This is a genomic window from Desulfonatronum lacustre DSM 10312, from assembly GCF_000519265.1.
Taxonomy (GTDB): Bacteria; Desulfobacterota; Desulfovibrionia; order Desulfovibrionales; family Desulfonatronaceae; genus Desulfonatronum; species Desulfonatronum lacustre.
In genome coordinates, this window is sequence record NZ_KI912608.1 from 239,153 (window position 1) to 264,010 (window position 24,858).

Sequence of the window (24,858 nt, forward strand, 5' to 3'; positions counted from 1 at the left end):
CCCGGCAATGAAATCATTGATACTCCCAAAATGGTGCAGGCAGTTTTCCAGGCTGTGAATCCCGCTGAAAATTGCATGGAGAGGCAGCTTGCGCTAAACACGAATCGGTTCGAAAGCTGACCCGAGTCTGGCAATTGTTCACGTATTGAATCGCGGCTTGGCTGGCGCCGCGGGACTGGTTTCGACGATTCCGCGTTCGTGGAGGTTTTCAGGTATGGGCGACGAATCAGTGCAAAACAAACACTCCGAAAGAGCTAACACCGCTGTGACAGGTCAGCTCCATCATCAGGGCAAGCGGACCGGCAATCTCTATTTCCCGAAATCAGCCGATTTGGCGGCGCTTCTTCAGCCGGTACTCTCGCGGGAAAGCACGATCATCGCCGCGTATCTTTTCGGCTCCGCGGCCAGGGGGCAGATGCGGGTCGGCAGCGACATCGATGTCGCGGTCATCCTTGACAGCCTCGGCCCCAAGATGGATCGTAAACAACTGTTTGACCGGCTTCTCCCCCGTCTTTGCCGCGCCGTCCGCCATGACGTCCATCTTGTCGTTCTCAATGATGCGTCCTACCTGCTCCGAGTCCAGGTCGTCCACGACGGGAACCTGATTCACGTCGCGAATCGGGAAAAAATGGCCCGGTTTCAGATGGTCAGTACGGTCCTTTACGCGGATTTTTCTCCCATTTTGGAAATGACCCGATCCGGGCTACGGCAAAAACTGCGGGAGCGTACTCGTGCTTAGGGACACCCTTTGGGCCAAGATATCGGCACTGGAATTTCACTTGGAGCGGATCAAGGAAAAGAGAAATGTGCGGATGGAAACATTTCTCAACGACCTGGACCGCCAGGAGAGCGTGCTCTTCAATCTGCAAATGGCCGTTCAGAATTGCATCGACATGGCGGCGCACATTGTCAGCGAAAACCGCATGGGCATTGCGGGCAGTACCAACGAGCTGTTCTATCTCTTGGAGGAGCGGGGAATCATCGAGACTGAGTTGACGGAAAAGATGGTCCGGGCGGTCGGTTTTCGCAATTTGGTTGTCCATGAATACGGAAAAGTCGACCTTGAGATCGTCTTTCGCGCCGCACACGAGAATATTGACGACTTGATGGTTTTCTCCGAGGTCGTTGCTGAGCGGTTTGGATGATATGCCAACAGGACGACGGCGCGATTCTCACAAAACACCCGCATATCCCCACCTCCCGCAATCTCAACCACAGGGCCGCGGAATGAGCTGAATGCCCGGCGTTCGGCTCTATTGGTCGACGGCGTCGCGGAAGGCTTCGAGCCCGAAGCACGCCGCTGGGCGCGTTTCGGGCTCGTGTTGGGAATCAATCGCGGCGTGCTCTCAGGCCCAGGCCAGCGCGCCCATGGCCGACTCCCGTTCCCGTTCCTGCTGGCAACACACGCACAGGGTGGAAGTGGGGTGGATTTCCAGGCGCTTGAGGGGGATTTGCTCGCCGCATTCCTGGCAAACGCCGTAAGAGCCGTCGTCAATGCGGGACAACGCGGCCAGGATTTGCCGCGCCAGATTCCTTTCGCGCTGACCGATCAGGATCAGCATGTGTCGATCCGATTCCAAGGAGGCCCGGTCGTTCAGATCCGGGCAAGCCTGATAGATTTCGCTGATCGCCTCGGCCGTGGCCGTGCCCTTGTCCCGAATCTGATCCATCAAGCCGTGCAACAGGTTCCGAAACACAAACAGTTGATCGTGGGTCATAGCGCTCCCTCCTGGTTTTTTTCAGAACACCACTACCAAGGGCGTATGACGAAAACATGTCGGGAATGCGACGTTTTCTCGTCAATGCGAAAGGGGGAGGATTCCCATTGACGTTTGACCTTCGCCTCGGTGCATCCGCCCCTCGGCGCGAGCGATTCATGGTTGGAGCGTGATCGGGAAGACGCCGTACCTGATTGCCACAAAACTGTAACGGAAATGTCGCGAACGGATTGACGCTTTCGGCTACGATCTTGTAGTTAGCCGCCATTAAGGTGACGGAAGGCAGGCTTTTAACCAAATGAAGTTGCATCAATGCGCATTGAGTTGAATCAGATCGGCAAGCTCTTCAAGAGCGCTGTGGCTCTGGACGATATCACTTTTACCGTTGAATCCGGGGAGTTGGTGGTGATTCTCGGGCCGTCCGGGTGCGGAAAGTCGACCTTGCTGCGAATCATTGCCGGCCTGGACGACGCCAGTTCGGGGATGGTGCGGATCGGCGAGCAGGACGTGACCAGACTGTCTCCGGATCGCCGCGGCATTTCCATGGTCTTTCAATCCTACGCCCTGTTTCCACACCTGAGCGTCGCGGAGAATATCGTCTTTGGGCTGCGCATCCGGAGGCGGAGCAAGGCCGAGATCCAGAAACGGCTGAACCATGCCGCGGTCATGCTGGGACTTGAAACCCTGCTGGACCGCAAGCCGGCTCAGCTTTCCGGAGGCCAGCGCCAGCGGGTGGCCCTGGGACGGGCCATCGTCTCGCAGAAGCCGATCTGCCTGATGGACGAGCCCCTTTCTAATCTGGACGCCAAGCTGCGCCATGAAATGCGCCGGGAGATCCTGGAACTGCAACGCGAGCTGCGCCTGACCATGGTTTATGTGACCCATGACCAGGTGGAGGCCATGACCATGGCCGATCGCATCGTGCTCCTGGATCATGGCCGCGTGGCCCAGATTTCCTCGCCGGCGGATCTCTATGCCCGGCCCTCCAGCTTGTTCGCGGCCCAGTTCATCGGGTCACCGCCGATGAACATGCTGGCCCTGGAACCCTTCGGCGAGGGCTGCGCGCTTGCGGGAGGTGAGAGGCTGATCGTCCGGGGCGGGTGCGAGCCGTTGTTTCTTGGGGTTCGCCCGGAGGACGTCCGCCCGGCTGAGGATGGAATACCCGGCCTAGTCACCCGAACGGAGTATCATGGCGCGGACACCCTGGTCGCCGCCCGAGTGAGCGGGCAGGAGGTGGTCATGCGTTTGTACGGCAAGCACGACTATCAGGCCGGAGATGCGATCCACGTGATTTGGGACCGGGAAAGCAGCCACCTTTTCAGCGCGGAGAACGGGGAGCGTCTCGAAGGACTGGAGCCTCGGCTCGTGCTCCCGGAAATCGCCCGCTGAGCGATGACGGGGCGGACTAAAGGTCGAATGTCCAGGGGCATCTTTTCGGCCTCTTTATCCTGAAACCAGAAACAAGGAGAGTTTGCATGCGCCTTATCGCGACCGCCGTGGTTTTCTGCCTGCTGCTCATGACGAGCACGTCTGCTCTGGCCCAGAACGTCAATCTGACCATGTATTACCCCGTGGCCGTGGGTGGCCCGATCACCAAGATCATCGACGAGATGATCGCCGATTTCCAAAAGGACAATCCGGGGATCACGGTCCAGGCCGTGTACGCCGGGAACTACGACGACACGCGGACCAAGGCCCTGGCCGCGCTGAACGCCGGAGAGCCGGTGCAGCTTTCCGTGCTGTTTTCCATCGACGTTTTCGATCTGATGGATCAGGACGTGATCGTGCCTTTTGACGATCTGGTCGCCACCGATGAGGAGCGCGAGTGGCTGCGAAGCTTTTATCCCGCGCTGATGCAGAACAGCACGGTGGACGGGAAGGTGTACGGCATCCCGTTCCAGCGCTCGACCATTGTGATGTACTACAACAAGGACGCGTTCCGGGATGCCGGACTGGACCCGGAGAGCCCGCCGGCCACTTGGGACGAAATGGTCCAGGCTTCGAAAAAGCTGACCAAACGCGACGCTTCGGGCAACGTGACCCAGTGGGGCGTGCACGTCCCGTCCTCGGGATATCCCTATTGGATGTTTCAGGCCTTTGCCATGCAGAACAACCAGGTGTTGATGTCCGGTGACGGCACCGAGGTCTACTTTGATCATCCGGCTGTGGTGGAAAGTCTGGAGTTTTGGCGCGACCTGTCCCATGCCCACGACGTCATGCCCAGGGGCGTGATCGACTGGGGAACGCTGCGCCAGAAATTCCTGGAGGGCAGCACGGCCATGATGTGGCACACCACCGGCAACCTGACTCCTGTCCGCAACGAGGCCCGTTTTGATTTTGGAGTGGCCATGCTCCCGGCCAAACAGCGCCGCGGCAGCCCCACGGGCGGCGGCAATTTTTACGTGTTCAAAAACGCCAGCGCCGAGGAGCAGAAGGCGGCTTTGCAATTCATCCGTTGGATGACCTCCCCGGAGCGGGCCGCGGACTGGTCCATCGCCACCGGGTACGTGGGTGTTCGCCAGGACGCTTACGCCACCCCAGCGTTGTCCGAGTACGTGGAAGGTTTTTCGGCGGCGGCCGTAGCCCGGGATCAACTGGAGTACGCCACCGCGGAGTTCTCCACCTTTGAGACGGCCCGGGTGAAGAAGTTCCTGGACGACGCCATACAGTCGGTGCTCACCGGGCAGGCCCAGCCAGCCCAGGCTCTGCAAGGCGCCCAGGCCGCGGCTGAGCGCGTGTTGCGCGCGTACAAATAGATGCAGTTTGATGGTCCGCCCCGGTCCGGTACTTCGGATCGGGGCGATTCCATCGCAACGGTTTTCTCTTCTTCTTTGCGGCGCGAGGGGTGACGGTGGTTCGCGTTTCCAATCAAGTGTACGGATGGCTGCTTTTTTTTCCGGCGGCGGTGATGTTTTTTCTCTTCACCCACTACCCCATCCTGGCCACCCTGAAGGCCAGCTTTTTCTCCACGCCGCGCGGTGCCCGTCCGGCCAGGTTCGTGGGTCTGGAAAACTACCGGGTAATGTTTGACGACCCGGTTTTTTGGAAGGTCCTGGGCAACAACTTCATCTTTGCCGCCGGAACCATTCCGCTGAGTATCGGCCTGGCCCTGCTGATGGCCGTCTGGGTCAACGGCAAGCTGTCCGGCCGCAGCATCGTGCGCACCGCGTACTTCACACCCACTGTGCTGCCCATGATCGCCGTGGCCAACATCTGGCTCTTTTTTTACACCCCGCAGATCGGTCTGCTGGACGGCTTGACCGGGCTGCTCGGTTTTCCCAGCCGCAACTGGCTGGGTGAACCGTCCACCGTGATGAGCTGTTTGATCGTGATGACCATCTGGAAGGAGGCCGGCTTTTTCATGATCTTCTATCTGGCCGCGCTCCAGTCCATCTCTCCGGAACTGCAAGACGCCGGGCGGATCGAGGGGGCCGGCAGGTGGTACTTCTTCCGCCGGGTGACCTGGCCGCTGTTGATGCCCACCACGGTGTTCATTCTCTTTAATGCTGTAATCAACGCCTTCAAGCTGGTGGACCACCTGTTCATCATGACCAAGGGCGGCCCGAACAACGCCTCTTCGCTGCTACTGTACTACATCTATGAAGTGGCCTTTTCCTTCTGGGATACCGCCTACGCCTCCACCCTGACCATGGCTCTGCTGGCCGTCCTGGCCGTTTTGGCCCTCAGCCAGTTCGTGTACCTTGAACGGCGGACCCACTACCAATGATTTCCGCTAAAATTTCCCACTACCTGGAAAGTTTCGGAGCCTGGCTCCTGGCCCTGATCTGGGCCGGGCCGCTGCTGTACGCGGCCTGGGCCGCTTTTCACCCTCCGGCGTACATCGCCAATTTCGATCTGTTCGCGCCGTTGACCCTGGACAATTTCCGCACGGCCTGGAACACCGCTCCCTTTGCCCGCTACTTCCTGAATTCCTTCGCCTACGTGAGCATGACCCTGGCCGGGCAGTTCGTCTTGTGCACCCTGGCCGCCTTTGCCTTTGCCCGGTTTTCGTTTCCCGGGCGGGACATCGCCTTCATGCTGGTCCTGGTGCAGCTGATGATCATGCCGGACCAATTGATCGTAAAGAATTACGAACTGATGAGCCGCCTGAATCTGGTGGACACCACCACGGCCATTTCCCTGCCCTACATGGCCTCGGCCTTCGGCACCTTCCTGCTGCGTCAGACCTTCAAGCAGATCCCCAGGGAGCTGGAGGAAGCGGCCCGGGTGGAGGGCGCGGGCTGGCTGCGGGTGCTCTGGAAAGTCTACGTCCCCCTGGGCAAGCCCACCTACATCGCCTACGGCCTCGTCTCGGTGAGTCACCACTGGAACAACTTTCTCTGGCCCCTGGTGATTACCAACTCCGTGAACACCAGACCCCTGACCGTGGGGCTGGCCATTTTCGGCGCACCCGAATCCGGCGTGAACTTCGCGATCATCACCGCCGGAACATTGATCGCCGTTGCCCCGCTGCTCATCGCCTTCCTGCTGTTCCAGCGCCAGTTCGTGCAGAGCTTCATGCGCTCGGGCATCAAGTGATCGCCCTGGTCTCAGGGCCGGCATTCACCTGTTTTTGAGTTGGACCACAAGGATCACCGGGGCTCCCGGCCCTTGCCGCGGAGCCGGAGCCATGCCTGGGCGGCCTTGTCGCAAAAAGTTGTCGCGTCGGCGAGGAGCAGGGGGAGGCGTCTGGACAGGTCCGTATAATACGCATCAGGGAACTGGTCCTGGTAGGCGCGGTAGGCGGGAATGCCTCCCTGGCGAAACAATGTCAGCCAATCGGCGAGAATCGTTGAATCCGCCTCCAGGTGGAATTGAAAGCCGTACGAGGCGCGGCCGACCCGGAAGCACTGGTTGGGACACGTCTCCCCCTGGACAAGCAGGGTCGCGCCGGGGGGCAGGGTGAACGAGTCCTCGTGGAACTCCATCAAGGGAGGCAGGGGCAGGGCCGCGCTGATGACCGGATCGTCCTCGGCCGCCGGGGTTGGGTGGTGCTGAACGAATCCGAACTCCAGCCCGGAAAGGGTGTAGGTGGTTCCACCGTGGGCCCGGGCCAGCAGTTGCGCGCCCAGACAGATGCCGGCCACGGGCCGTTGCTTTGCCTCAAAGGTGCGCATCAGGTCCAGGAGCCGGGGGAAGTGCGGGGCCGATGCGTCGTCAAAGGCATGTTGCGGCCCGCCCAGGACCACGAGCCCGGCGAAGTCGTCCAGCTCTTTCGGCAGATCATCGCCGTCCATGGGACGCAGAGTGGTCACCCGTGCGCCCTGGCGCAGCAACGCCTTGACGAAGTTGCCCCCCGGTGCCAGGCGACTGTGCTCAATCACGAGGATACGGACATCCTGGACGTCTTCGGCGGGCCACGGAGCTATGGCGACACGTGTTTCGTAATAGGGGCAGCCGTCGCCGACCCGGCTGGCCATATCCCGGGTCAACTGGTTCAGGCCGTGCCCACCCTTGACCCACCCTCCCCGCTCGGCCACGAGAATGTCCTCACGCATCCCAGAGGCTACGCTCAGACGAGCCTTGACCGCCCCGTACGGACTGAAGACCTTGACCATCCGTCCTTCTTCGAGCTCTAGCCTCGCGGCCTGACACGTGGACAGAACGACTACGGGCAGCGGTTCATGGTCGGCCAGGGTTCGTTCGGAGCAGATGGCGTCATGGGGAGCGACGGTCAACAGGGTGTAGGGGAATTCCGGAGTCTCCGGAGACGGGTCGGGATCGTCCAAATGTTTCAGGAAGCGGAACTTTCCGGACGGAGTCGGAAAGCGGCGGTCCGCGTAGGGAACCATGGGCGCGTTGACCCGGAAGGGGCGACTTCGCAGCGCCTGCAAGTCCCCTCCCTGATCCCGGAGTGGTGCGCAAAGGTCTTCCAACCAGGCTTCCAGATTGCGACAATAGGCCTCGGCAAAGGGAAACCGTCGGGCCAGTTCCTGAAACATCCGGAATTCCGACCGGCACTCGCCCACCGGCTCAATGACCCTGTTCACCGCGCCGACGTAGTTGTGGCCGTAGCTGGCCATGACGTCCTGTTCTTCCAAAAACGTGGTCGCGGGGAGAAAGGCATGGGCGTGGTCCGCGGTGTCGTCCAGGAAGTGACCGCTGTAGACCACGAACTCGGTTTGGCGAAAGGCCCGGCTGACTTTGTCGCTGTTGGGCGCCATGCACACGGGGTTGGAAGCGGTGACGAAAATCATCCGGATTTTCGGGTTCGTCGCGTTCAGAATCTCCTCCCCGATCCTGGGCATGAGCAGGGTCCGCCGAGGCGGATGCAGTCCATTTCCCCACAATCGCTGGTCATAGGGCCCGTACTCCTCGAACCCTTGACTGACGCCTCCTCCGGGAACGCCCAGGTTGCCGCTGAGCGCTCCCAGGGCGTCGATGGCCTGGATGGACTGATGGGCCAAGGCGTGCCGGTGCAGGCCCCAGCCCAGGAGAATGGACGTGGGCTTGGACGTGATCAGGGTGTCGGCGAAAAGCCGGACCTGATCCTGACCAACTCCGGCTTTTCGGCACAGTTCGTCCAGGCTGAAACCGCCCACCAGCTCCAAAAACGCCTCGCCTCCCTGGCTGCACTGCTCCAGGAATGTTTTGTCCTCGGCCCCGGCGGCCAGGATCAGCTTGGCCGCGGCCAGGGCCAGGAAGACGTCGCGGCCCGGCCGCACCGCGATATGGTGATCCGCCAGGGCCGCGGAACGGGTCCGGGCCGGGTCGACCAGCAGAATCGGCCCGCCTCGTCGGCGCAGATCCCGGATGATCGGGATCAAGCCGGCGTTGGTGGAAACCGGATTGCGGCCCCAGAGAATCATGGACCGACTGTTGGCGTGATCCAGCGGGTCATGGGAGACCCGGTCGCCGACACTGAGATTCTGGGCCGCCTGACCCGTCCCGCCGCAGAGAGAGCCGCGCGGGGTGGTCACGCCGCCCAGCAGGCTGAAGAAATAACGGTTGAGCAGCTTCAGGGCCGTGCGTTCTCCGTACCCTTGGTAGGAGAGGATGGCTTCCGGCCCGGATTCGGCGATCACGGTTTTGATCCGCTCGGCTACAAGGTCCAAGGCAGCGTCCCAGCTCACGATCTCCCAGCGGCCATCACGTCGGACCATCGGAGCCGTGACCCGTTCCGGACTGTAGACCCGCCGCACATACCGCGCCGTCTTGCCGCAGGCCGCCCCCCTGGTCAGCGGATGCTCGGGGTTCCCGCTCAACCGGACCAGGCGTCCGTTCTCCACGGTTGCCAAAAGCCCGCAGGTGCTGGGGCAGTCCCGGGTGCACGTCGTTGGGATGATTGTTTTCATGGTCATGGTATTGCTCGGTTCAGTGAAGGAATCCCGCATTCCCGACGAGAGTTCGCGCGGCACTCGCCGAAGTCATGACCGCGATCGTCGGGAGTCTGTGCTCGACATGGATTTCCCGCAAGGCTTCAATGGCTTCGATTTTGTTGCTGTCGGGCTACGATTGATGGTCCTGGGTCTGGGGGGTGGCGTCGGAAGCGGCGGTGGGCGCGACCAGGGCGAGATAGCGGCCCAGCAGCCAGATGGTTCGCTCGAAGAGACTGGTGGCCGCGAACAAGGATTCCTGCACGGCATACGACAGTTCCTCTGTATGGCGCAAGAGACCGTGCCGCAAACGCTCCATGAGTGCGGAACGGTCCGAGGTCATGGCCGCCAGCATGGCCGCGTCATCTTCGTCGAGATCGATTTTATCCGATGCACTCAGCGTTTCGGCCATGGTGCGCAGGATGGCGTGCATCCCTTCGGTCAGGGATCGCTCCAGGTGGGTTCGGTCGCGCAATGCATCCGCGGGCCCCAGCATCCGTCGCAAGGCGAAGAGGCTCTCCCGGAGGTCGCCGAGCACCCTGTTTCGGGCCTGATGGTTCAGGATGCGGTGCATGGTTTGGCGGTCCTGGGTGCGATCGATCAACTCGGAGAGAAACAGCTCGATCTCGCGCAATACGCCGGCATTGCCGTTGTAAAGCGCCTGGATGTCTTTTCGGGCGGTTTCAACGGCCTGGTCCGCCGTGACGATATAGTCGGGCAGGCAGCTGAAGAGGCGGTTTTGCTCCCTGCTGACCAAGTCCAGGGCGGTTTCCGCGTCTCCCAGGGCCTGATCGTAGAGGTAGACCGGTCTGGCCAGTTCCTCCTCCTGGGTGGCCGGGGCCAATCTGCCCAGCAATCTGAGGACCGGCCCCAGGAGCATGGAGGCCAGGATGCAGCCCAGCAGCTGTTGCAGAAGATAGACCCAGGCGGCCTGGAGGCTGATGGACGGAGTGATCCAGGCGGTCAGGGCCTGGACCAGGGGGATGTGCCGCCACTGTTCCAGCCCAAACAGGATGAGCATGATCGCCGTGGAGCCAATCTTGAGGATGACCTGCTGCAGGATGATCCGACGGGAGGTGCCGGTGAGATTGGCGGAAAGAAACCACAAACTGCCCGCGGACCCCAGGCCCGCTCCGTAGATGACCATCATGGTCTGGGGCATGGTCAGCAGTCCGACGCTGGTCATGGCCACGGCCACGATGGAAACCGTGGCCGAGGACTGGGCGACCAGGGTCAACGCCGCGCCGATGCCGAAGACCATGAGATAGGAGTCCGCCCCCAGTTCCAGCAGGTCCCGCACCGCCTGCATTTCCCGGAGCGGGGCCGCGCCTTGCTTGATGAACTGCAACCCCAGAAACAGCAGGGCCACGCCCAGCAGCGCGCCGATGAGATGCCGGAATCGACTTGATCTGTCCAGATTGAAGTAGAACGCCGCGCCGACCATGCCCAGCAGGTACAGGACCAGAACGCGGATATCCACCGTGGCCGCGAGCACCAGGGCCGAAGTGCCCAGGTTGGCCCAGATGACCACGGGCATCGCGCCGCGTAAGGACATGAGTCCGGCCGTGGTCATGCTCGTGGCGATGTAGGCCACGGCGTTGGTGCTTTGGGTGGCGGCCCCGGCCAGAACGCCCAGCAAAGCGCCTCGTACCGGGTTGTTCACGACCTTGGTCACGATCTTCCGGAACTTGCGACCGCTGAGTTGCTTGAGATGGTCCCCCACCAGCTTGACGCCGATGAAAAACAGCCCCAGCCCGGCCGTTATCGTTCCCAGAATTTCGATCAGCATCTCGGGATGCGGTCCGCGGTTCAGCCGCGGCGAACGGCCAGGCCGAGCATGATCAGCAGGAGAATGGTGGTCGCCCCGGCCCCGATGACCAGGACACGAGTGGTTGTCGCGTCCCGGGCCATGAACTCACGGGACAGCTCCAGACGCATCGCGGCGGCGCGGATGAGCAGCTCGTTCACCAAGCCGTCCAGGTTCACGTTCAGTTCCCGGTCGATTCCGCGCAATTCGTGATCCACGTCTCCGGCCTGACCGGCCAGATCCTCCCCCCACAGATTCAGCCGTTCTTCATAGGCCTTCAGGATCAGATCGTGCTCCGCCAAAAGAGGAGCAACCAACCCGGCCTCGGGTAATCGCAGTTCCTCCATGCCCTCGCGCGCAACGCTCAATCTCTCCCGCATCCCGGACGCTTCCCGCCGCATGGCCGCGGCATAGAAGGCCAGATCGTCCGGGTCCGCGCCGCGCAGCAGAACGTTTTTCCACTCTTGCACCTGGTTCTTGAAGTGGACCTGGGCCTGTCTCGCGTTGTCCGATGTTTCCATGAGCTGATTCAGGGTCTGCATGTCCCTGGCGTACCGTTGGCTTGCCAGGCGCAGGCTGAAGAGGCCGGCGGCGCTGTTCACAACGAACAGCAGGATGATCAGTCCAGCCAGGCGAACCAGAAAGCCGCGTCGGTCGGGAAAAGTGGTGGAGGACATGGGGTCGATCTCTTGATGAAGAGGTGATCAAGGAAAAAGGCAATGGGCCATGAACCTGCCGGGAGCGTGAGAAAAGCTGCTCGCAGGGTGTCCAAGTAGTGCCAATGGAGAACCTTGGCAATGCCGGTGAGCCGGAAAAGGCGGGGTCAGCCCTGACGGGGCGAGGGGTTTTTGAGGTTGGTTTTGATTTCCGACCAGAGGTCGACGTAGGACGCGACGCAGTCCTAAGCGTCCGGGGGGCGAAAAGCGTAATTGACGGATATTTTTCTCTGGATGGGCAATGCCTGTCGTGAAAATGTCGTCAACTCGTCACGAAATCGTGATGCATCGCCGTGCGAGCCGCGGTAGGAATGCTTCCGTCCATCCCGGGAACGAGGACCGTCGCGAGGATCATTTGATGTTCGCGGCCCGGGCCGAACAATCAAGCAGCCAAATCAGGAGGAAGCCATGGTGAATCTGGAAAAGGCGCAGGACGAGTATCGCAAACGACAACTGGAACTGAACACCATTCGCAGACAGCATGAAGCGCAGATCAAGGATTATTCGGAGTTCATGAGGACCATCAGACAGCGCGATGGTCGCAAAGCCTCGCGGGGTTAACAGCAACCGAGAAGACGACCCCCCTCCGCTTCCAACCAGGCAAATTCCAACCAGCCAAAAGAAAGCCGACCCCGTCCAGGAAGACGCGGTCGGCTTTCGGCGTTTGGAGGCGTCGCCACGGGCCGCTACAGGCTGGAGGCCAGGACCATGTCCGCGATGGGGCCGCGGGAGTGGGCGCCTTTGAGCACCCTGATGGTTCAGCCGTCCTTGCGTTTCGTGTTCAACAAATGGAGATTACCCAAAAACTGCTCGGTGCAACGTTCCCAGGAGTAGGTTTCGGCATGGATTCGGCAGGCTTGGGGAGAGATGGGTAGGGCCTGGTGCACGGCTTCATGCAGATTCTCGGACAGCCATCCGGTCTTGCCGTGGACGACCACGCTTTGGGGGCCGGTTACCGGATAGGCGGCCACGGGGACGCCGCAGGCCATGGCCTCCAGGAGGACCAGGCCGAAGGTGTCCGTTGTGCTGGGGAAGACGAAGACGTCTGCGGCGGCCAGGTGGGCGGCCAGTTCCTCGCCGCGTTTGGCTCCGACGAACCGGACGTCCGGATAGGCCGCTTTGAGCTTCGCGAAAGCCGGGCCGTCGCCGACCACGTACTTGGTGCCGGGAATATCCAGGCGGAGGAAGTCCTCGATATTCTTCTCCACCGCCACCCGGCCCATGAACATGGAGATCGGACGCGGAGCGTCCACGTTTCCGGCTCGACCCGTCACGTGCTCACCTCTGGCGCGGTTGTCTGAATTGGGGAATCGGAGGGGGGCCAATGAAGAGGGGATCATGGTTTTTGACCGTCGCTTTTTGGAATTTTTCACGGCGTTCAAGGGCCTGAAAAGCAACACCGTCAAGTATGCCCGGTCAATGTTACAGAAAGATGGTGGTTTTGTGGCAATTCTGTCGAACCCGGCATGAGGGGCCATGCGGCGCAAATCGTCATATGGACGGCATCCCACCTATACTATATTCAGCCTCGGTCGCAGGCCTTTCACAGCGGCCTTGCTGACGTCATCAACGCCTCGGCGGGGACGACGTTCGCCTACTCATGGAAGACTAGAAGGCGGCTGGTTTGGGGTAAGGTCGTATTTCGCGCATCATGAGCGGTGAATTAGTAAAAAAAATCTAGTAACTACTCAGCACCGAGTAGTGCCGTTGTCGGTATCGGAATCGGGATCGGGATCGAAAACGCTGGGAAGCGTTCAAAATTTTTCCTGTTCCGATTCCGATTCCGATAGCGACCCCGACTCCGATTGCCGGAGCAAGGGCGGATACAAAATGTGCTGAGTAGATACAAAATCTAGAGGATATCATGCAGCAGCACTCCGATGTCGTTTCGATTACCTTCCCTTCCAAAGCGACCTTGATCCCTGTTTTCGGGGCAGCGATTCGGGAATATGCCACGCTGGCTGGTTTTTCCGCGAAGGATGCCGAACGTCTTTGTCTCGCCTTTGAAGAAGCCGCTTCCTACGCCATTTCGCTGGGTTTTGGGCAGGAGGACGACGTGTTGCGGCTCGGATTGTCCCGCACCACGATCGGCCTTGAGATGGTTGTCCGCTCCAAGGGGCTGCCCCTGGAGGACGAGGCGCTTCCGACCTTCGATCCGCAACGGTTCGCGGTCGCAGGGGACGACACCGGGTTGCACTCTTTTCTTGCCCGGCAAATGGTTGACGAGGTGACGTTTTCTCTACTGGAGGGTGGAGAGCGGGAGATCCGACTCGTCAAGCATGGGGGCGCCCAGGAAGGTGGACAGGACAAGGGACGGGAAATGAGGGCACTGTCGCGGAAGCCTTCCACCGGTCCGCCCAAGCGTCGGACACTGACCAGCCACGCCGTTCGCCTGGGCAAGCCCGAGGATGGCGAAGGCATCGCCCGGTTGGCATTGCGGGCGCATGGCGCGGTGTTCTTCAATGAAGCCATCTATTATCCCGCCCGAGTTCGCGAGATGCTCGAGCAGGGGGAGATGGTCTCCGTGGTGGCTGAAACGGCAAGTGGAGAACTCATGGCGCATTGCGCCCTGGTGGCCGACACGCCGGGAGCGCGCGTGAGGGAACTGACCTATGCCTTCCTGGATACGCGGTTCAAGAGCCCCGGCGTGAACGAGGCCGTGTACGCCTTTCTCAGCGAGAGCGCCCGAACGCTGGGTCTTCGCGCGATGTGCGCCCTGGCGGTCACGAACCATATCCATTCCCAGCGCAACCTCCTTCAGCAAGGATTTAAGGAAAGTGCACTGCTTTTGGCGGCAAGCCCGGCCTCCCGGAGTTGGCGGGAAAAGGACGGGCATGATCCGGGGCGCATCGCCAGCGTCGTGTTCGTCAACTATCTGTGCGGAGGCGACGAGGCCCTCCTCCACGTTCCGGACAGGCACCGGCCCATGGTCAGGCAAATATTCCAGCATCTGGGGAAAAAATATCGCTTTTCCGATGATTCGGGGCGCGGTCTGCCTGAAGGCCCCGCACAGATTTATTCGGAATCCGACTTCAAGGAAGGGTGGACGTGGATCAGCGTCGCTCAATACGGATACGACATCCTGAAACACGTGGGCGACCGGTTGGCATTGTCTTGCGGACAGGGAATCCCGGTCGCGCACCTCGAGCTTCCCTTGGCGGACCCGGCCACCGGAGCGGTGGCCGATCTTGTTGAAAAGATGGGGTTCTTCTTTGCCGGAGTCGGCTTGAACGACGATGGAGGAGAGGTTCTTGTGCTCCAGTACCTGCATGGCGTGGATCCGGGCTACGACTCCACCCACCTTGCCACCCCCTTTGGCCGTGAACTTTTGGAGTATGTGCGCAGCGTGGAGCCCGGCACGTATTCTGATTCGCGTCCGTGACCAGGCTCGGACAGGAAGGGTGAATCTACATCGAAATCCAAATCGCGATCGAAATCAAATCGAAATCGAAATCGGAATCGGAATCGGAATCGGAATCGGAATTAATAAAATGGTGTCTACCATCCCGTAATTGCGTCACCTTCTTGGTCATGACGTTCGATTTCGATCACGATTTCGATTTCGATGCCGATTCAGATAGCGAGTGGGGTCGAGAACAAATCTACCCTGCTCGGACACGAAGGGGAACGCCAGGGGAGGATATCAGGGGGCGAAACGCATTAGCACACTGATTCCGTTGCAAGCGATACGCTCACGAAACTGTTTTCGATTTTTCCTTCCAATGACTCCCGCATGGACCGGATGACCTGCTGGACTTCGCCAACGCGTTGGTCGGGGTCAAATTCCAAAAAGATTTCAATGAAGACCCGCCCTCCCGTTCTCCGCGAGCGGACACCGTGATAGTGGACATACTCATGATAAAATTTCGCCAGTTCCTGGGTGATGATGATCTGGTATTTTTCTTCGAGGGTTCTGTCCAGGAGGTCGAAGAGAGAACTTTTTATCAGCCCGTAAAAGGAATAGATGATGACGCCGCCTAATGCCAGGGATATGACGGGGTCGATATAGAGCGACCATGCGTATTTCCGCAGGAGAATCATGGCCAGCAGGCTGACCAGTATCCCTCCGGCGATGACCGTGTCGGACATGGGCACCCGCCATTGAATGTCCGTAACCGGAGAAGGGATCCTTTTGTGGATCCGATAGTTGCGAATCCAGAGATAGCCGCTTGAAATCATGGATGCCAACATGATCACGGCTCCCATGGCCAGGTGGCCGGGATCAAGAGGAACGGGCGAAACAAGCCGCCCGATGGACGTGTAAATGATGTATCCGACGGAAAGCACAACAAACCAGGCGCCGATCACGCCAATGAGATTTTCAATTTTCCCCGCTCCGTAGTCAAAATTGGCGCCCATCCCTTTTTTCATTTTGTGAAGAATGAAAAAAAGCATGGCATTGGCGAATAAAACGTTGAAATCGCCGAGAAGATCCGCATAGAGCGTCATGGAATTCGCAAGAACGGCAATGACGAGGGTCGGGCCGAGAAAGGCCAGGTCCATGATGACTGAAATGAGCGCCGTTCGTTCCTTCGTGGCGTCGGCGTTTGTGTTGGCTGGCGTGTTCATGTGGGGATTGATACTCCGTAATGTCATTTGGGTAAACCGCCGGCATTGCCGGGAGACTTACGGAGCGAGACAGTTCCTGGAGTACCATTGAAAGCGCCTCACCCCGTCTGCCCGTAATACGCCCAGACCTGGTCGAAGGATTGGCCGAAGGAGCGGGTTTCCATGTAGTTTCGGGCTTGGGCGCGCATTTTTTGGAGCAGGTCCGGGTTGTCCAGCAGGGTGGTTATGGCCTGGCAATAGGCTTGGGCGGTGGTGGAGGGGACGATGAAGCCGGTTTGGTCGGGGATCAGGTTTTCCTGGGGGCCGCCTTCGGCGGAGACGATCACCGGCAGGCCGGAGGCCTGGGCTTCCAGGACCACGTTGCCGAAGGTGTCCGTGGTGCTGGGGAAGACGAAGACATCCGCCGAGGCGTAGGCCTGGGCCAGGGCTTCGCCGTCCAGGTAGCCAGTGAACACCGCGGGCGTGCCGCCGAGGTTGCGCTCCATCTCCTCCCGATACGGGCCGTCGCCCACGATGATCAGCCGCACGTCGTTTCGTTCCCGGGCAAGCTCCCGGAACGCCTGCTCCAGGATGTGCAGGTTCTTTTCCTTGGACACCCGGCCCACATAAAGCAGCCTGGTTTCGTTTCGGAACTGGAAGCGCTTTTCATAAAAGCCGTTGCGCTTGGAGGGGTGGAAGCGATCAATGTCGATGCCCCGTGGATAGACCCGGACCTTTTCCGGGCTCAGGCCCTTGGCGATCAGTTCGTTGGCCGTGGCGTGGGACGGGGCGAAGACCAGGTCCATCTGGTCATAGTACCAGAGCGTGAACCGCCACATCAGTTCCTCCATGGCGGAGTCCTGGGTCAGGCACTGGGTGTATTGGGGCAGGGAGGTGTGGTAGGTGCCGTAGATGGGCAGGTGCATCATCTTGGCCAGGGCCAGGGCGGTCAGGCCGATGGGGCCCGGGGTCGCGGTGTGAATGTGGGTGATTTCCTTGTCAAAGCAAAAGCGCATCATTTCCAGCAGCGGCGGGTAGAACAGCTTCAACTCGGGGTATTCCGGCAGCTCGAAGACCCCGATGGGCGTGAAGTTTTGCACGCCGTCCGCGGCCCGGACCGCCTCGTCCGGGGCGCAGGTGATGATGGTCATGTCCTTGCTGGTGGCCAGGGCCAGGGAAAGCTGCTGCTGAAGGGTCAGGGCCACGCCGTTGACCTCGTAGAAGGTGTCCGTGAAATGGGCCACCCGGGGGGCCGAGGCGCTTCTGGATTCCAGAAGTCCCTTGTCCGCGGCGAGTGATTCCCGGATTTCGCGGCTGAATTTCCGGTCGTGGGCAAACATGGAGTAGGAGAGGAAGTAGGGGGCCAGCAGGGTGTACAGGGCTCCGGCCGAGCCCAGGGAGTGGAAGATGTTGAAGATGCTGCCCTGGGCGATCTTGCGCAGCATGTGGTCCGCGGAATGTTTCAGAACCTGGTTGGCGGAGCGGTTCACAAAGGAGAACCATGCCTTGCCCTGGCCTTCGCGTCCGTTGTCGCTGGAGCGGACGATGGACATCAGTTCCGGGTCGTTCCAGATCAGCCGGGCCGTCTCGTAGCGCAGCAGATCCTGGAGCTGTTCCGGGGGATTGCGGTGGGAGCCGGGGCCGATTCTGGGCCGAATTCTCTGGGACCAGAGGGCGTGCAGGGAGCCCAGCAGCCCGGATGCGTCCTCCCGGCCGGGATACAGGTTGCGGTCGATGAACTTGAGCAGAATGTCCTTGTTGACGTGTTTTCTCAGCTCGAATTGTCGGGCGTAGAACTGGTAGGCGATGCTGTAGAGGTTGTGGGCCAAGGTCTGGGGAGAGGACGAAACGCCCACTGGAATGGCCTCGCCGTCACGGACGCCATTGAGAAAGCCGACTGGGTCCCGGTGTCCGGACATTACCGTGTGCGTCCGGGCCATGTTCAGGGAACTGTGGTCGTCCGAGCCGCCGGTGAGGTGCTTGATCCAGGGTTCCGGAGGCAGGGCGGCCCTGTCGTGGACGTTCTCCAGTCGCTGGATGTCCTCCGGAGAGAGGCCCCCAAGGATGCGCTTCAGGTTGATGTTCAGGTGCTCGTCCCGGGCTCCGTTGATCTCGAAATGCTTGAACAGCAGCAGGAGCTGTTCGAAATGGGCCTTGGTCAGCTTGTCGTTGACCGAGAACAGCGGGTGGGCCAGAACGTGCACTATCCCGGTTCGTTGCAGGTACGCGGCCAATTCGAAGACGTTGTCGCGGTACTTCTGGATTTCCCGGTGCTGGACCTCGGTGATGTCGTAGGCCAGCACGTGGACCTTGCAGCGATCCTCGGGGAAGTAGGCCGTGATCTCCTCGCTGACGAAGGTGCCCGGCAGGTGGGCGATGTCCAGGCTGCCCTCGATGGTGTTGTGATCCGTAATGGTGATCAGGTCCATGCCCTTGTCCCGCAACATGCGATAAATGTGCAACGGTTCGGTGTAGCTTTCCGAACATCCGATTTTTTGCAGCACCCATTGCGATGGTCGCTTGGAGTACTTCGAATGCACGTGCAGATCGGCCTTGGTCGTCGGTTCCATATTCACCTCCCTGGTATGTTGGGGAAGTGGTACCCGGAACAGGTGACGAAATGACGACAAGGGGGTGACCAAAGATGACAGGCTTGTAAAAATCTCGTGACATTTCGGGTTGTCACCGAATCTTCACATCTCGGTCACCCGGCGGTCATGCTTCGGAGCGGGAATAGGATAGTGAGCGGGCGGTAGTTCACTTTCCCTGAACCTTCAGCCGGAGGATGTCCGTGATGAGCGCCACCGCTCCTGCTTCGCATCGCCTGATCGACCTGCCTTCACCCTTTGTCCGCCCGCTGCCCAGCAAATTGTTCGGCCTGGCCAAGCCATCCCTGGAGAAAGTGCTGGCCCTGAGCTATTTGAATCGCAAGTACGGGGAAGTCCTGTCCGGTCTGGATCAGACGCTGGGGGGCCGGGACCGGGTTGATTTCCTGGACCGGTCCTTGAAAGCCCTGAACATCAGCGTGGTCCTGGACGACGCGGAATTGGAGCGCATTCCAAAGGAGGGAGCGGTGGTCGTGGTGGCCAATCACCCCTTCGGGGCGTTGGAGGGGCTGGTCATGGCCGCGGTGCTGCGCAAACGGCGGCCGGATCTGAAGATCATGGCCAATCATCTGTTGGAACGGGTGGAGGAGTTGCGGGACTTGTTCCTGTTTGTCGACCCCTTCGAGGGTGGGGCAAACACGGTGCATGGCAACGGGGCGGCCCTGAAGAAGATTTTGGCCTGGCTGCGGGAGGGCGGATTGTTGGGGGTGTTCCCGGCCGGTGAGGTCTCTCACTTGCAGGTTCGGCGGCGGACCATGGGCGATCCGCCCTGGAACGAATCCGTGGCCCGGATCATCCGCAAGACCCGGGCCACGGCGGTGCCGATGTTCTTCCAGGGAACCAACGGTCCGCTGTTTCATATGGCCGGACTGATTCATCCGCTGCTGCGGACCGTGCTGCTCCCCCATGCCCTGGTGCGCAAAGCCGGTTCGGAAGTCCGCGTGCGCATCGGTCGGCCCCTGGGACCGAAGCACCTGGCCAACTGTCCCACGGACGCCGATTTGATCGGATATCTGCGCCACCGGACCTATCTTCTGCAATGCGGGGCCAAGTCGCGACCGAAACCTGCGCGGTCTTTTCCGCCCTTGTCGGTCTTGCCGTCCTTGCCCCCATTGCCGTTAGGCCCGGAGTGCCCGGAGGGACTGTCAGGGGCTCCGCGCGCCGTCGGGAACCCGTTGCATCTCGAACAGCAAGCCCTGTCCGCGGACCAGACTCTGCTGGAAACCGATGATTTTTGCGTCCATCTGGCCGAGGCCCACCGCATTCCGCATCTGCTGCACGAAATCGGTCGGTTGCGGGAAATGACCTTCCGACTGGCCGGGGAAGGCACGGGCAAGGAAGTGGACCTGGACATCTTCGACGCCCACTATCTGCACCTGTTTCTTTGGGACAAGCGGGAGCAACGGATCGCCGGGGCCTACCGGCTCGGGCGCACGGACGTGATCCTGAAGAACCACGGTGCCAAGGGACTGTACACCACCACGCTCTTCTCGTTCCGGCCCGGGTTCTGGGACAAGGTCGTCCCGGCCCTGGAACTGGGGCGGTCCTTCGTGCGCCCGGAATACCAGAAGAATTACGCGCCACTGCTCCTGCTCTGGAAGGGCATCGCCCGGTTCATCCTGCGCCATCCCCAATACCGCACCCTGTTCGGCCCGGTGAGCATCGACAACGAGTACCATCGCTTTTCCCGGCAACTGATGGTCGGCTTTCTGCGGGCCAACGGCCACATGCACGAACTGGCCGACCACGTCCGGCCCCGCCGCCCCTTTCGCCAACGCCGCCTGTTCCGCCTGGACGACTCCCTGCTGACCATGATGTCCAAGACCATCGACGACATCTCGGACATCATCACGGACATCGATCGGCACAAGATCGGAGTCCCGGTGCTGCTGCGCCAATACCTGAAACTGGGCGGGAAAATGCTCGGGTTCAACGTGGACCGGGAGTTCAGCGATGTCCTGGACGGCCTGGTCCTGGTGGACCTGCTCCAAACCGACCGCCGCACCCTGGATCGGTATTTGGGCAAGGAAGGGGCCAGGGATTTTCTGGCCGTTCATCAGGCTGGGGAAGGAGAGCCGAAAGAAGAGGAGAGCGGATTGAGCGGCGGAGGTCTAGCCGCGATGGCGGGGTGAAGGGGACGGGTATTGGGCTGAACGACGATATCGGATTATCAGTATTCGTGTACTCATCTTTTGGCCGGATGCCCTCCCGTGCTTTCCTCAATCCGACTATCTCCGTCACACAACTGTCATCAAAACATTTGGGAGTTTGTCGGTGGCTATGGAGAAGTCCTGCCTACCTATATTTTCTCCTCAAACACCTCATCAAAAAAAGTATCCTTCTCCAAACCGTCTTGCCATTTCCTGTGTCTTCGCACACTTTCTTCGCGAACATCTCGCGGAATGGACAAAAATCTAAGAGCATCCGTATATCCAAGCTCTTTAAACAGGATTTTTGTTCCCTTTTCCAAAAGAATCGTCTCGTCAGTATGTTTCAGCATGGTCGTTGTCATTTCAGATCTTCCTTTTCACAAAAAAAGATCGGAGAACCGGTCCAGATATCCAGGGTACGCCCAGATTTCCGAAGGCTGGAGAATGGGCAGGCGCGAGGCCTGCCCCTACCTGATATTGCCTGGCTGCCGACCCAAAAGCTCTAACAATCCGGATATGTCCGGCAGGACGATGTCGGCCTGGGAAGCCAGCGACGCCATGGTTCCCGCACCGGTGAGCACGCCGACGCACAGGCGTACCTCGGCCGAGCGGCCCATGATCATGTCGTGCCTGCTGTCGCCCACCACGGCCACATGGCGGGGCGAAAGCCCCACGGATTCGCAGAAAGCCAGGGCCATGCCCGGTCCGGGCTTGGCCCCGTATCCGCTGTCATATCCGGCGACAAAGCTCACGAATTCCTTCAGGGCGTAGCGCTCCACGGTGGCCGAGGCCGAGGCTTCGCTGTCGTTGGTGGCGATGCCCAGGCGCAGATTGAGCCGGGTCAGGTGCGTAAACAGGATGCTTAAATCCGTCACGGGCACGGCGCCGGCCAAGGCCTCCTCGGCAAAGATGGCATCCAGTGCACGCTGCAAGTCGCTCCGAGGGAGAACAGCGCCCAGATCGCGCCACAACTCGGCCAACTCTCCGACATGCCCCGCCGCGATGACCGAGTCGGCCTGAAAACGACACGTCGCCGCGTCATACCCGCCCGCTTCCATCATCACCCGTGCAAGATCTTCACTCCCGCCAGAAGCCATGGCCGCCGCCTTGGTTATGACCGAGCGCCATGTTTGGTGAAAGTCGAACAGGGTGCCGTCCTTGTCGAAAAGGACGCCGTGTATTTGTCTCGCGGGCATTGATGACATGGTTTTACTCACGATTTTCGAGTACGGTGGTTTCGGTGTCGGGTTGGTCGTTGAGGATGACGACGGGGTTGCGACTGAGCGCTGGATTTGCGTGGCGGCTCAGATGTTCAGTTCTTCCCGAACAGAGCTGAGTAGGGTGACGGGGGCGTTCATTTCTTCTGTTTTTGCCGCGCGAAGATCCTTGAGAACCTCGTAATCCTCGAGTTCTTCCCGAACCTTTTGGAATTCCTCGTAAGGTAAAACAACGAAGGCTTTTTTGCCGTCGTGTTCCAAAATACTTGGATTCAAAGTAATCATGCCTTTTTTCCTTCGATTTACCGATAAACTTCGCGACGATGGACAATCCGGTACACGAAAATCGTCGGCTTGACGGAGCGTCAGGACATCTTGGCCAGAAGCGCGGTGAAGTCCGCGCGGATTCGGTCCACGCGGCGGCGGTTCGCGCCCAGGTCCCAGTACCCGGTGCGCGAGGCCGAGCGGATGTGGATGACCGCAGCTTCATGGTCGAAATGGAACTCCAGGTCGTCCTTGAAGCGAAACAGGGCGCTTTGGACCACGGCCTTGACCAGGGAAGGGGATTGCTCGGTGATCTCGGTGCGCGGCAGGTCGCGGAGTACCTGGAGGAGGGTCTTCAGGGCCAGCTGCTCCTGGCCTGGGGGATAGGGCAGAGGCTCCACCCGGCGGGCCGGGTTCGTGGCTTGGCTGGAAACGCAGTTGGGGCTAGTGGGGCAGTCCAGCAACGTCATCTTATTTACCGCCTTGATCCGGGAGCCGGATGGAAAATGTGACATTCATTGGAATTCTCCTGTGCTGGCTATAGAGAACAGGTTTTAAGTTTTCCTGGCAATACCACCAACAGCCCCACTACCTGAAGCATCAGAGCCCCAGACGAAATTCAAATCTACTTTTACCACCTTGCGTTTTGGTGAGATTTCGTAAATTTTTTCTAGCAAAACGGCTTCTGTCTCGTCAGGCAAAGAAAAGACCTCCTGGGCAATGGCACCATCCGTAATTATTGACAACTGAAGTAGGCCCTTTTGTACTAGAAAACGCCCTGCGGAATAGACTTTATTTGGCATCAGCTCCCCGGATGTTTGGGTGCCAAACGGAATTTTTTCCGCCCAAAAAATACTGAGAAATTCTTGATGATGTCCACGGATATTGTCTACCGTATGAGTAATGACCTTAAGTAACTCTGAATTTTCATATTCAATTAGCAGGTTCTTCACGCACGGATCAAGCTTCGCGACAAATTTGCTAGCAGATGTTTGCACTGTTTTATGCATCCACTTCTCTCTGAGAAGCCAGGCAACGCCTCTTTCGCGGAGATCAATCGTTGTTTCAGAACTCTTAAGTCTAGTTAGTAAATCCAATATTTCTTTATCCAGAGCGGGAAGAGAAATGCGTACATTTTCTTTAAACTCCTCGTGTTGCACTTGAGATCTTGATTTATCTTTTAATTTATCAATAAATTTCCAGACTTTTTGCGTCCAAAAAATAACGAGGCAGACGGACAAATATGAGAATGTCAGCGTGGCCATAACAACGATGGGGAAAATATAGTCTTCAGGAATAGATCTTTCTAATGTGACCTGTGATAGCCATGGCCACACGACTAAAGTCACCACGACGCACAGCAAAACTGTCGCGGCATTAGTCGCGGTTACTTTAGAAAGAAAAAAATTTGATAACCATTCTGTCATCACAAAATCCATAAAATTTTAAGAAAAAACTGTCATTTGCTCCATGTGGTGCTAGATAAAATTATTTTGAGGAACAGGTTAATCCTTCCACTTCAACAAACTCTTAAAATGCCCAGAGAACAGGGGCATGGTGGTCTTGTCCATTCTATAAAAGACAATAATATAATACGAGAAGACCAATCTTGTCCAGGCGTAACGGGAGGTTGAATGAAGGGATGGCGATGTAAGGCCTCTGGAGTGGCGACTTGGGGAGGGGCATGTGGGGTCGGCGTTGCGTGACCAGGATTCCCGCATACGCGGGAATCCTGGCGTGGAGGGGGAGCTTTAAAAAGGTATCCGCCCTTTTTGGGGCGGATACGATTTCAGGACATTCGGCGATTCGTCAGGGCCGGATGACATTTCCGGCCAGTTGGAGGCTGGTGACCACGTCCAGCATGTTGGTGGTCTGGCCCACGGCTTTTTTGTCCAGCAACTCGAAGTGGGTCAGGCAGGTGCCGCAGACCAGGATGGTTACTCCGGCCGCTTCCAGTTTTTGCAGCGCTTCCAGGCCGGGGCTGCCTTCCACGGCCAGCCGCACGGCGCCGTTGACCAGGATCATCCGCCACAACTGAGGCCCCATTTCCGGCAGGGTGGCCAGGAAATTGAGCATCAGTTTTTCGCCCAGGCCCGGATCGCCTTCGCCAATTCCCGGAGCCGCCAGGAAGATCAGGGTTTTGGCGCCCTGGGCCGGCGTGGCGGTTTGGCCGACCGGGGCTTTGTCCGCCTGGGCGCCGGCTTCCCGTTCCCCCGTGATCCGCCATTCGCTTTGGGCGGTTTGTTCATTGCCGACCCGGTAGCCTTGATTTTCCAGAAACCGGGTCACGTTCTGCAAGGCAGCCTCGTTGTCCACCACGACGCTCACGGCTTTGGGCTGTTGGGCGTCGATATATTGCTTGCACTGGAGAACCGGTTGCGGGCAGGGGAGGCCTTTGCAGTCGAGATGGGTATTGCTCATGGCTGGGATTCCTTTTGGGCTGTAGGGTTTGAGTTGGAGGATATGAACAAGCACAGCCGGGGGGAAAAATCAAATTGAAGATTTCTATTGGATTT

23 protein-coding genes are annotated in these 24,858 nt (G+C 59.4%); 10 read left to right on the forward strand and 13 right to left on the reverse strand.

The annotated features are described in order from the left end of the window. The first annotated feature begins 265 nt into the window (after positions 1 to 265). Both mntA and hepT read left to right on the forward strand, forming a co-directional pair. The gene (gene mntA / locus DESLA_RS0101085; RefSeq protein ID WP_169732577.1) at positions 266 to 739 is read left to right on the forward strand and encodes a type VII toxin-antitoxin system MntA family adenylyltransferase antitoxin; all 474 of its coding nucleotides are present in this window, start codon (positions 266 to 268) and stop codon (positions 737 to 739) included. Next, positions 732 to 1,145 (forward strand): type VII toxin-antitoxin system HepT family RNase toxin, encoded by a 414-nt coding sequence (gene hepT / locus DESLA_RS0101090; RefSeq protein ID WP_028571052.1) that lies wholly within the window; start codon positions 732 to 734, stop codon positions 1,143 to 1,145. The genes mntA and hepT overlap by 8 nt, the downstream gene beginning before the upstream one ends. A gap of 201 nt (positions 1,146 to 1,346) precedes the next feature. On the opposite strand, the gene DESLA_RS0101095 is transcribed toward hepT, so the two are convergent. Continuing rightward, positions 1,347 to 1,718, reverse strand: coding sequence for a TraR/DksA family transcriptional regulator (locus DESLA_RS0101095; protein WP_028571053.1), 372 nt, complete (start codon positions 1,716 to 1,718; stop codon positions 1,347 to 1,349). Between the two features lie 312 nt (positions 1,719 to 2,030). Here DESLA_RS0101095 and DESLA_RS0101100 point away from each other — a divergent pair, with 312 nt between their 5' ends. From DESLA_RS0101100 to DESLA_RS0101115, 4 genes are all read left to right on the forward strand, one after another. Next, positions 2,031 to 3,107 carry an ABC transporter ATP-binding protein gene (locus DESLA_RS0101100; RefSeq protein WP_028571054.1) on the forward strand — a complete coding sequence of 359 codons (1,077 nt, stop codon included), beginning with the start codon at positions 2,031 to 2,033 and terminating at the stop codon, positions 3,105 to 3,107. An 86-nt stretch (positions 3,108 to 3,193) separates the two neighbouring features. Beyond that, on the forward strand, positions 3,194 to 4,474 hold the full coding sequence (locus tag DESLA_RS0101105) for an ABC transporter substrate-binding protein (protein ID WP_028571055.1): 1,281 nt from the start codon (positions 3,194 to 3,196) through the stop codon (positions 4,472 to 4,474). An 89-nt stretch (positions 4,475 to 4,563) separates the two neighbouring features. Beyond that, positions 4,564 to 5,445, forward strand: a complete 882-nt coding sequence (locus tag DESLA_RS0101110; protein ID WP_245589980.1) for a carbohydrate ABC transporter permease — start codon at positions 4,564 to 4,566, stop codon at positions 5,443 to 5,445. Continuing rightward, the gene (locus DESLA_RS0101115) at positions 5,442 to 6,257 is read left to right on the forward strand and encodes a carbohydrate ABC transporter permease (protein WP_028571057.1); all 816 of its coding nucleotides are present in this window, start codon (positions 5,442 to 5,444) and stop codon (positions 6,255 to 6,257) included. Before DESLA_RS0101110 ends, DESLA_RS0101115 begins: the two co-directional genes overlap by 4 nt. A 53-nt stretch (positions 6,258 to 6,310) precedes the next feature. Here DESLA_RS0101115 and DESLA_RS17940 read toward each other — a convergent pair whose 3' ends face one another. From DESLA_RS17940 to DESLA_RS0101130, 3 genes are all read right to left on the reverse strand, one after another. After that, the gene (locus DESLA_RS17940) at positions 6,311 to 9,019 is read right to left on the reverse strand and encodes a molybdopterin-dependent oxidoreductase (RefSeq protein WP_035261172.1); all 2,709 of its coding nucleotides are present in this window, start codon (positions 9,017 to 9,019) and stop codon (positions 6,311 to 6,313) included. A gap of 148 nt (positions 9,020 to 9,167) precedes the next feature. Then, positions 9,168 to 10,823, reverse strand: a complete 1,656-nt coding sequence (locus tag DESLA_RS0101125; RefSeq protein ID WP_028571058.1) for a Na/Pi cotransporter family protein — start codon at positions 10,821 to 10,823, stop codon at positions 9,168 to 9,170. Positions 10,824 to 10,843: 20 nt separating this feature from the next. Beyond that, positions 10,844 to 11,518, reverse strand: a complete 675-nt coding sequence (locus DESLA_RS0101130) for a hypothetical protein (protein ID WP_028571059.1) — start codon at positions 11,516 to 11,518, stop codon at positions 10,844 to 10,846. 447 nt (positions 11,519 to 11,965) lie between these two features. Between DESLA_RS0101130 and DESLA_RS22655 the strand changes: the two genes are divergently transcribed. Continuing rightward, positions 11,966 to 12,118, forward strand: coding sequence for a hypothetical protein (locus DESLA_RS22655; protein ID WP_156932824.1), 153 nt, complete (start codon positions 11,966 to 11,968; stop codon positions 12,116 to 12,118). 197 nt (positions 12,119 to 12,315) lie between these two features. Here the strand turns inward: DESLA_RS22655 and DESLA_RS17945 are convergent, their stop codons facing one another. Continuing rightward, the gene (locus DESLA_RS17945; protein WP_245589981.1) at positions 12,316 to 12,831 is read right to left on the reverse strand and encodes a glycosyltransferase; all 516 of its coding nucleotides are present in this window, start codon (positions 12,829 to 12,831) and stop codon (positions 12,316 to 12,318) included. Between the two features lie 64 nt (positions 12,832 to 12,895). Between DESLA_RS17945 and DESLA_RS23515 the strand changes: the two genes are divergently transcribed. Together DESLA_RS23515 and DESLA_RS0101145 are read left to right on the forward strand one after the other, a co-directional pair. Continuing rightward, positions 12,896 to 13,027, forward strand: a complete 132-nt coding sequence (locus tag DESLA_RS23515; RefSeq protein WP_281172380.1) for a hypothetical protein — start codon at positions 12,896 to 12,898, stop codon at positions 13,025 to 13,027. A gap of 394 nt (positions 13,028 to 13,421) precedes the next feature. Beyond that, positions 13,422 to 14,939, forward strand: coding sequence for an ATP-binding protein (locus tag DESLA_RS0101145; protein WP_028571060.1), 1,518 nt, complete (start codon positions 13,422 to 13,424; stop codon positions 14,937 to 14,939). Between the two features lie 278 nt (positions 14,940 to 15,217). On the opposite strand, the gene DESLA_RS0101150 is transcribed toward DESLA_RS0101145, so the two are convergent. Both DESLA_RS0101150 and DESLA_RS0101155 read right to left on the reverse strand, forming a co-directional pair. Continuing rightward, positions 15,218 to 16,126, reverse strand: a complete 909-nt coding sequence (locus DESLA_RS0101150; RefSeq protein ID WP_028571061.1) for a cation diffusion facilitator family transporter — start codon at positions 16,124 to 16,126, stop codon at positions 15,218 to 15,220. A 98-nt stretch (positions 16,127 to 16,224) separates the two neighbouring features. After that, complete coding sequence (locus DESLA_RS0101155) at positions 16,225 to 18,675, reverse strand: glycosyltransferase (protein ID WP_028571062.1); 2,451 nt, start codon at positions 18,673 to 18,675, stop codon at positions 16,225 to 16,227. Positions 18,676 to 18,899: 224 nt separating this feature from the next. Here DESLA_RS0101155 and DESLA_RS17950 point away from each other — a divergent pair, with 224 nt between their 5' ends. Beyond that, positions 18,900 to 20,843 carry a bifunctional lysophospholipid acyltransferase family protein/GNAT family N-acetyltransferase gene (locus tag DESLA_RS17950; RefSeq protein WP_051434263.1) on the forward strand — a complete coding sequence of 648 codons (1,944 nt, stop codon included), beginning with the start codon at positions 18,900 to 18,902 and terminating at the stop codon, positions 20,841 to 20,843. Between the two features lie 167 nt (positions 20,844 to 21,010). Here the strand turns inward: DESLA_RS17950 and DESLA_RS0101165 are convergent, their stop codons facing one another. From DESLA_RS0101165 to yedF, 6 genes are all read right to left on the reverse strand, one after another. Then, positions 21,011 to 21,223 (reverse strand): hypothetical protein, encoded by a 213-nt coding sequence (locus tag DESLA_RS0101165; RefSeq protein WP_051434264.1) that lies wholly within the window; start codon positions 21,221 to 21,223, stop codon positions 21,011 to 21,013. A gap of 105 nt (positions 21,224 to 21,328) precedes the next feature. Further along, a complete protein-coding gene (locus tag DESLA_RS0101170; RefSeq protein WP_028571064.1) occupies positions 21,329 to 22,057 on the reverse strand; it encodes an HAD family hydrolase in 729 nt (242 codons plus the stop codon). A 108-nt stretch (positions 22,058 to 22,165) separates the two neighbouring features. Continuing rightward, a complete protein-coding gene (locus DESLA_RS0101175) occupies positions 22,166 to 22,363 on the reverse strand; it encodes a hypothetical protein (RefSeq protein WP_028571065.1) in 198 nt (65 codons plus the stop codon). 80 nt (positions 22,364 to 22,443) lie between these two features. Then, entirely contained in the window at positions 22,444 to 22,857 is a 414-nt protein-coding gene (locus DESLA_RS0101180; RefSeq protein WP_035261175.1) for a DUF1499 domain-containing protein, read from the reverse strand. A gap of 39 nt (positions 22,858 to 22,896) precedes the next feature. Continuing rightward, on the reverse strand, positions 22,897 to 23,769 hold the full coding sequence (locus DESLA_RS0101185) for a hypothetical protein (RefSeq protein ID WP_156932826.1): 873 nt from the start codon (positions 23,767 to 23,769) through the stop codon (positions 22,897 to 22,899). Positions 23,770 to 24,151: 382 nt separating this feature from the next. Next, positions 24,152 to 24,763, reverse strand: a complete 612-nt coding sequence (gene yedF, locus DESLA_RS0101190; protein WP_028571068.1) for a sulfurtransferase-like selenium metabolism protein YedF — start codon at positions 24,761 to 24,763, stop codon at positions 24,152 to 24,154. Between the last annotated feature and the right edge of the window lie 95 nt (positions 24,764 to 24,858).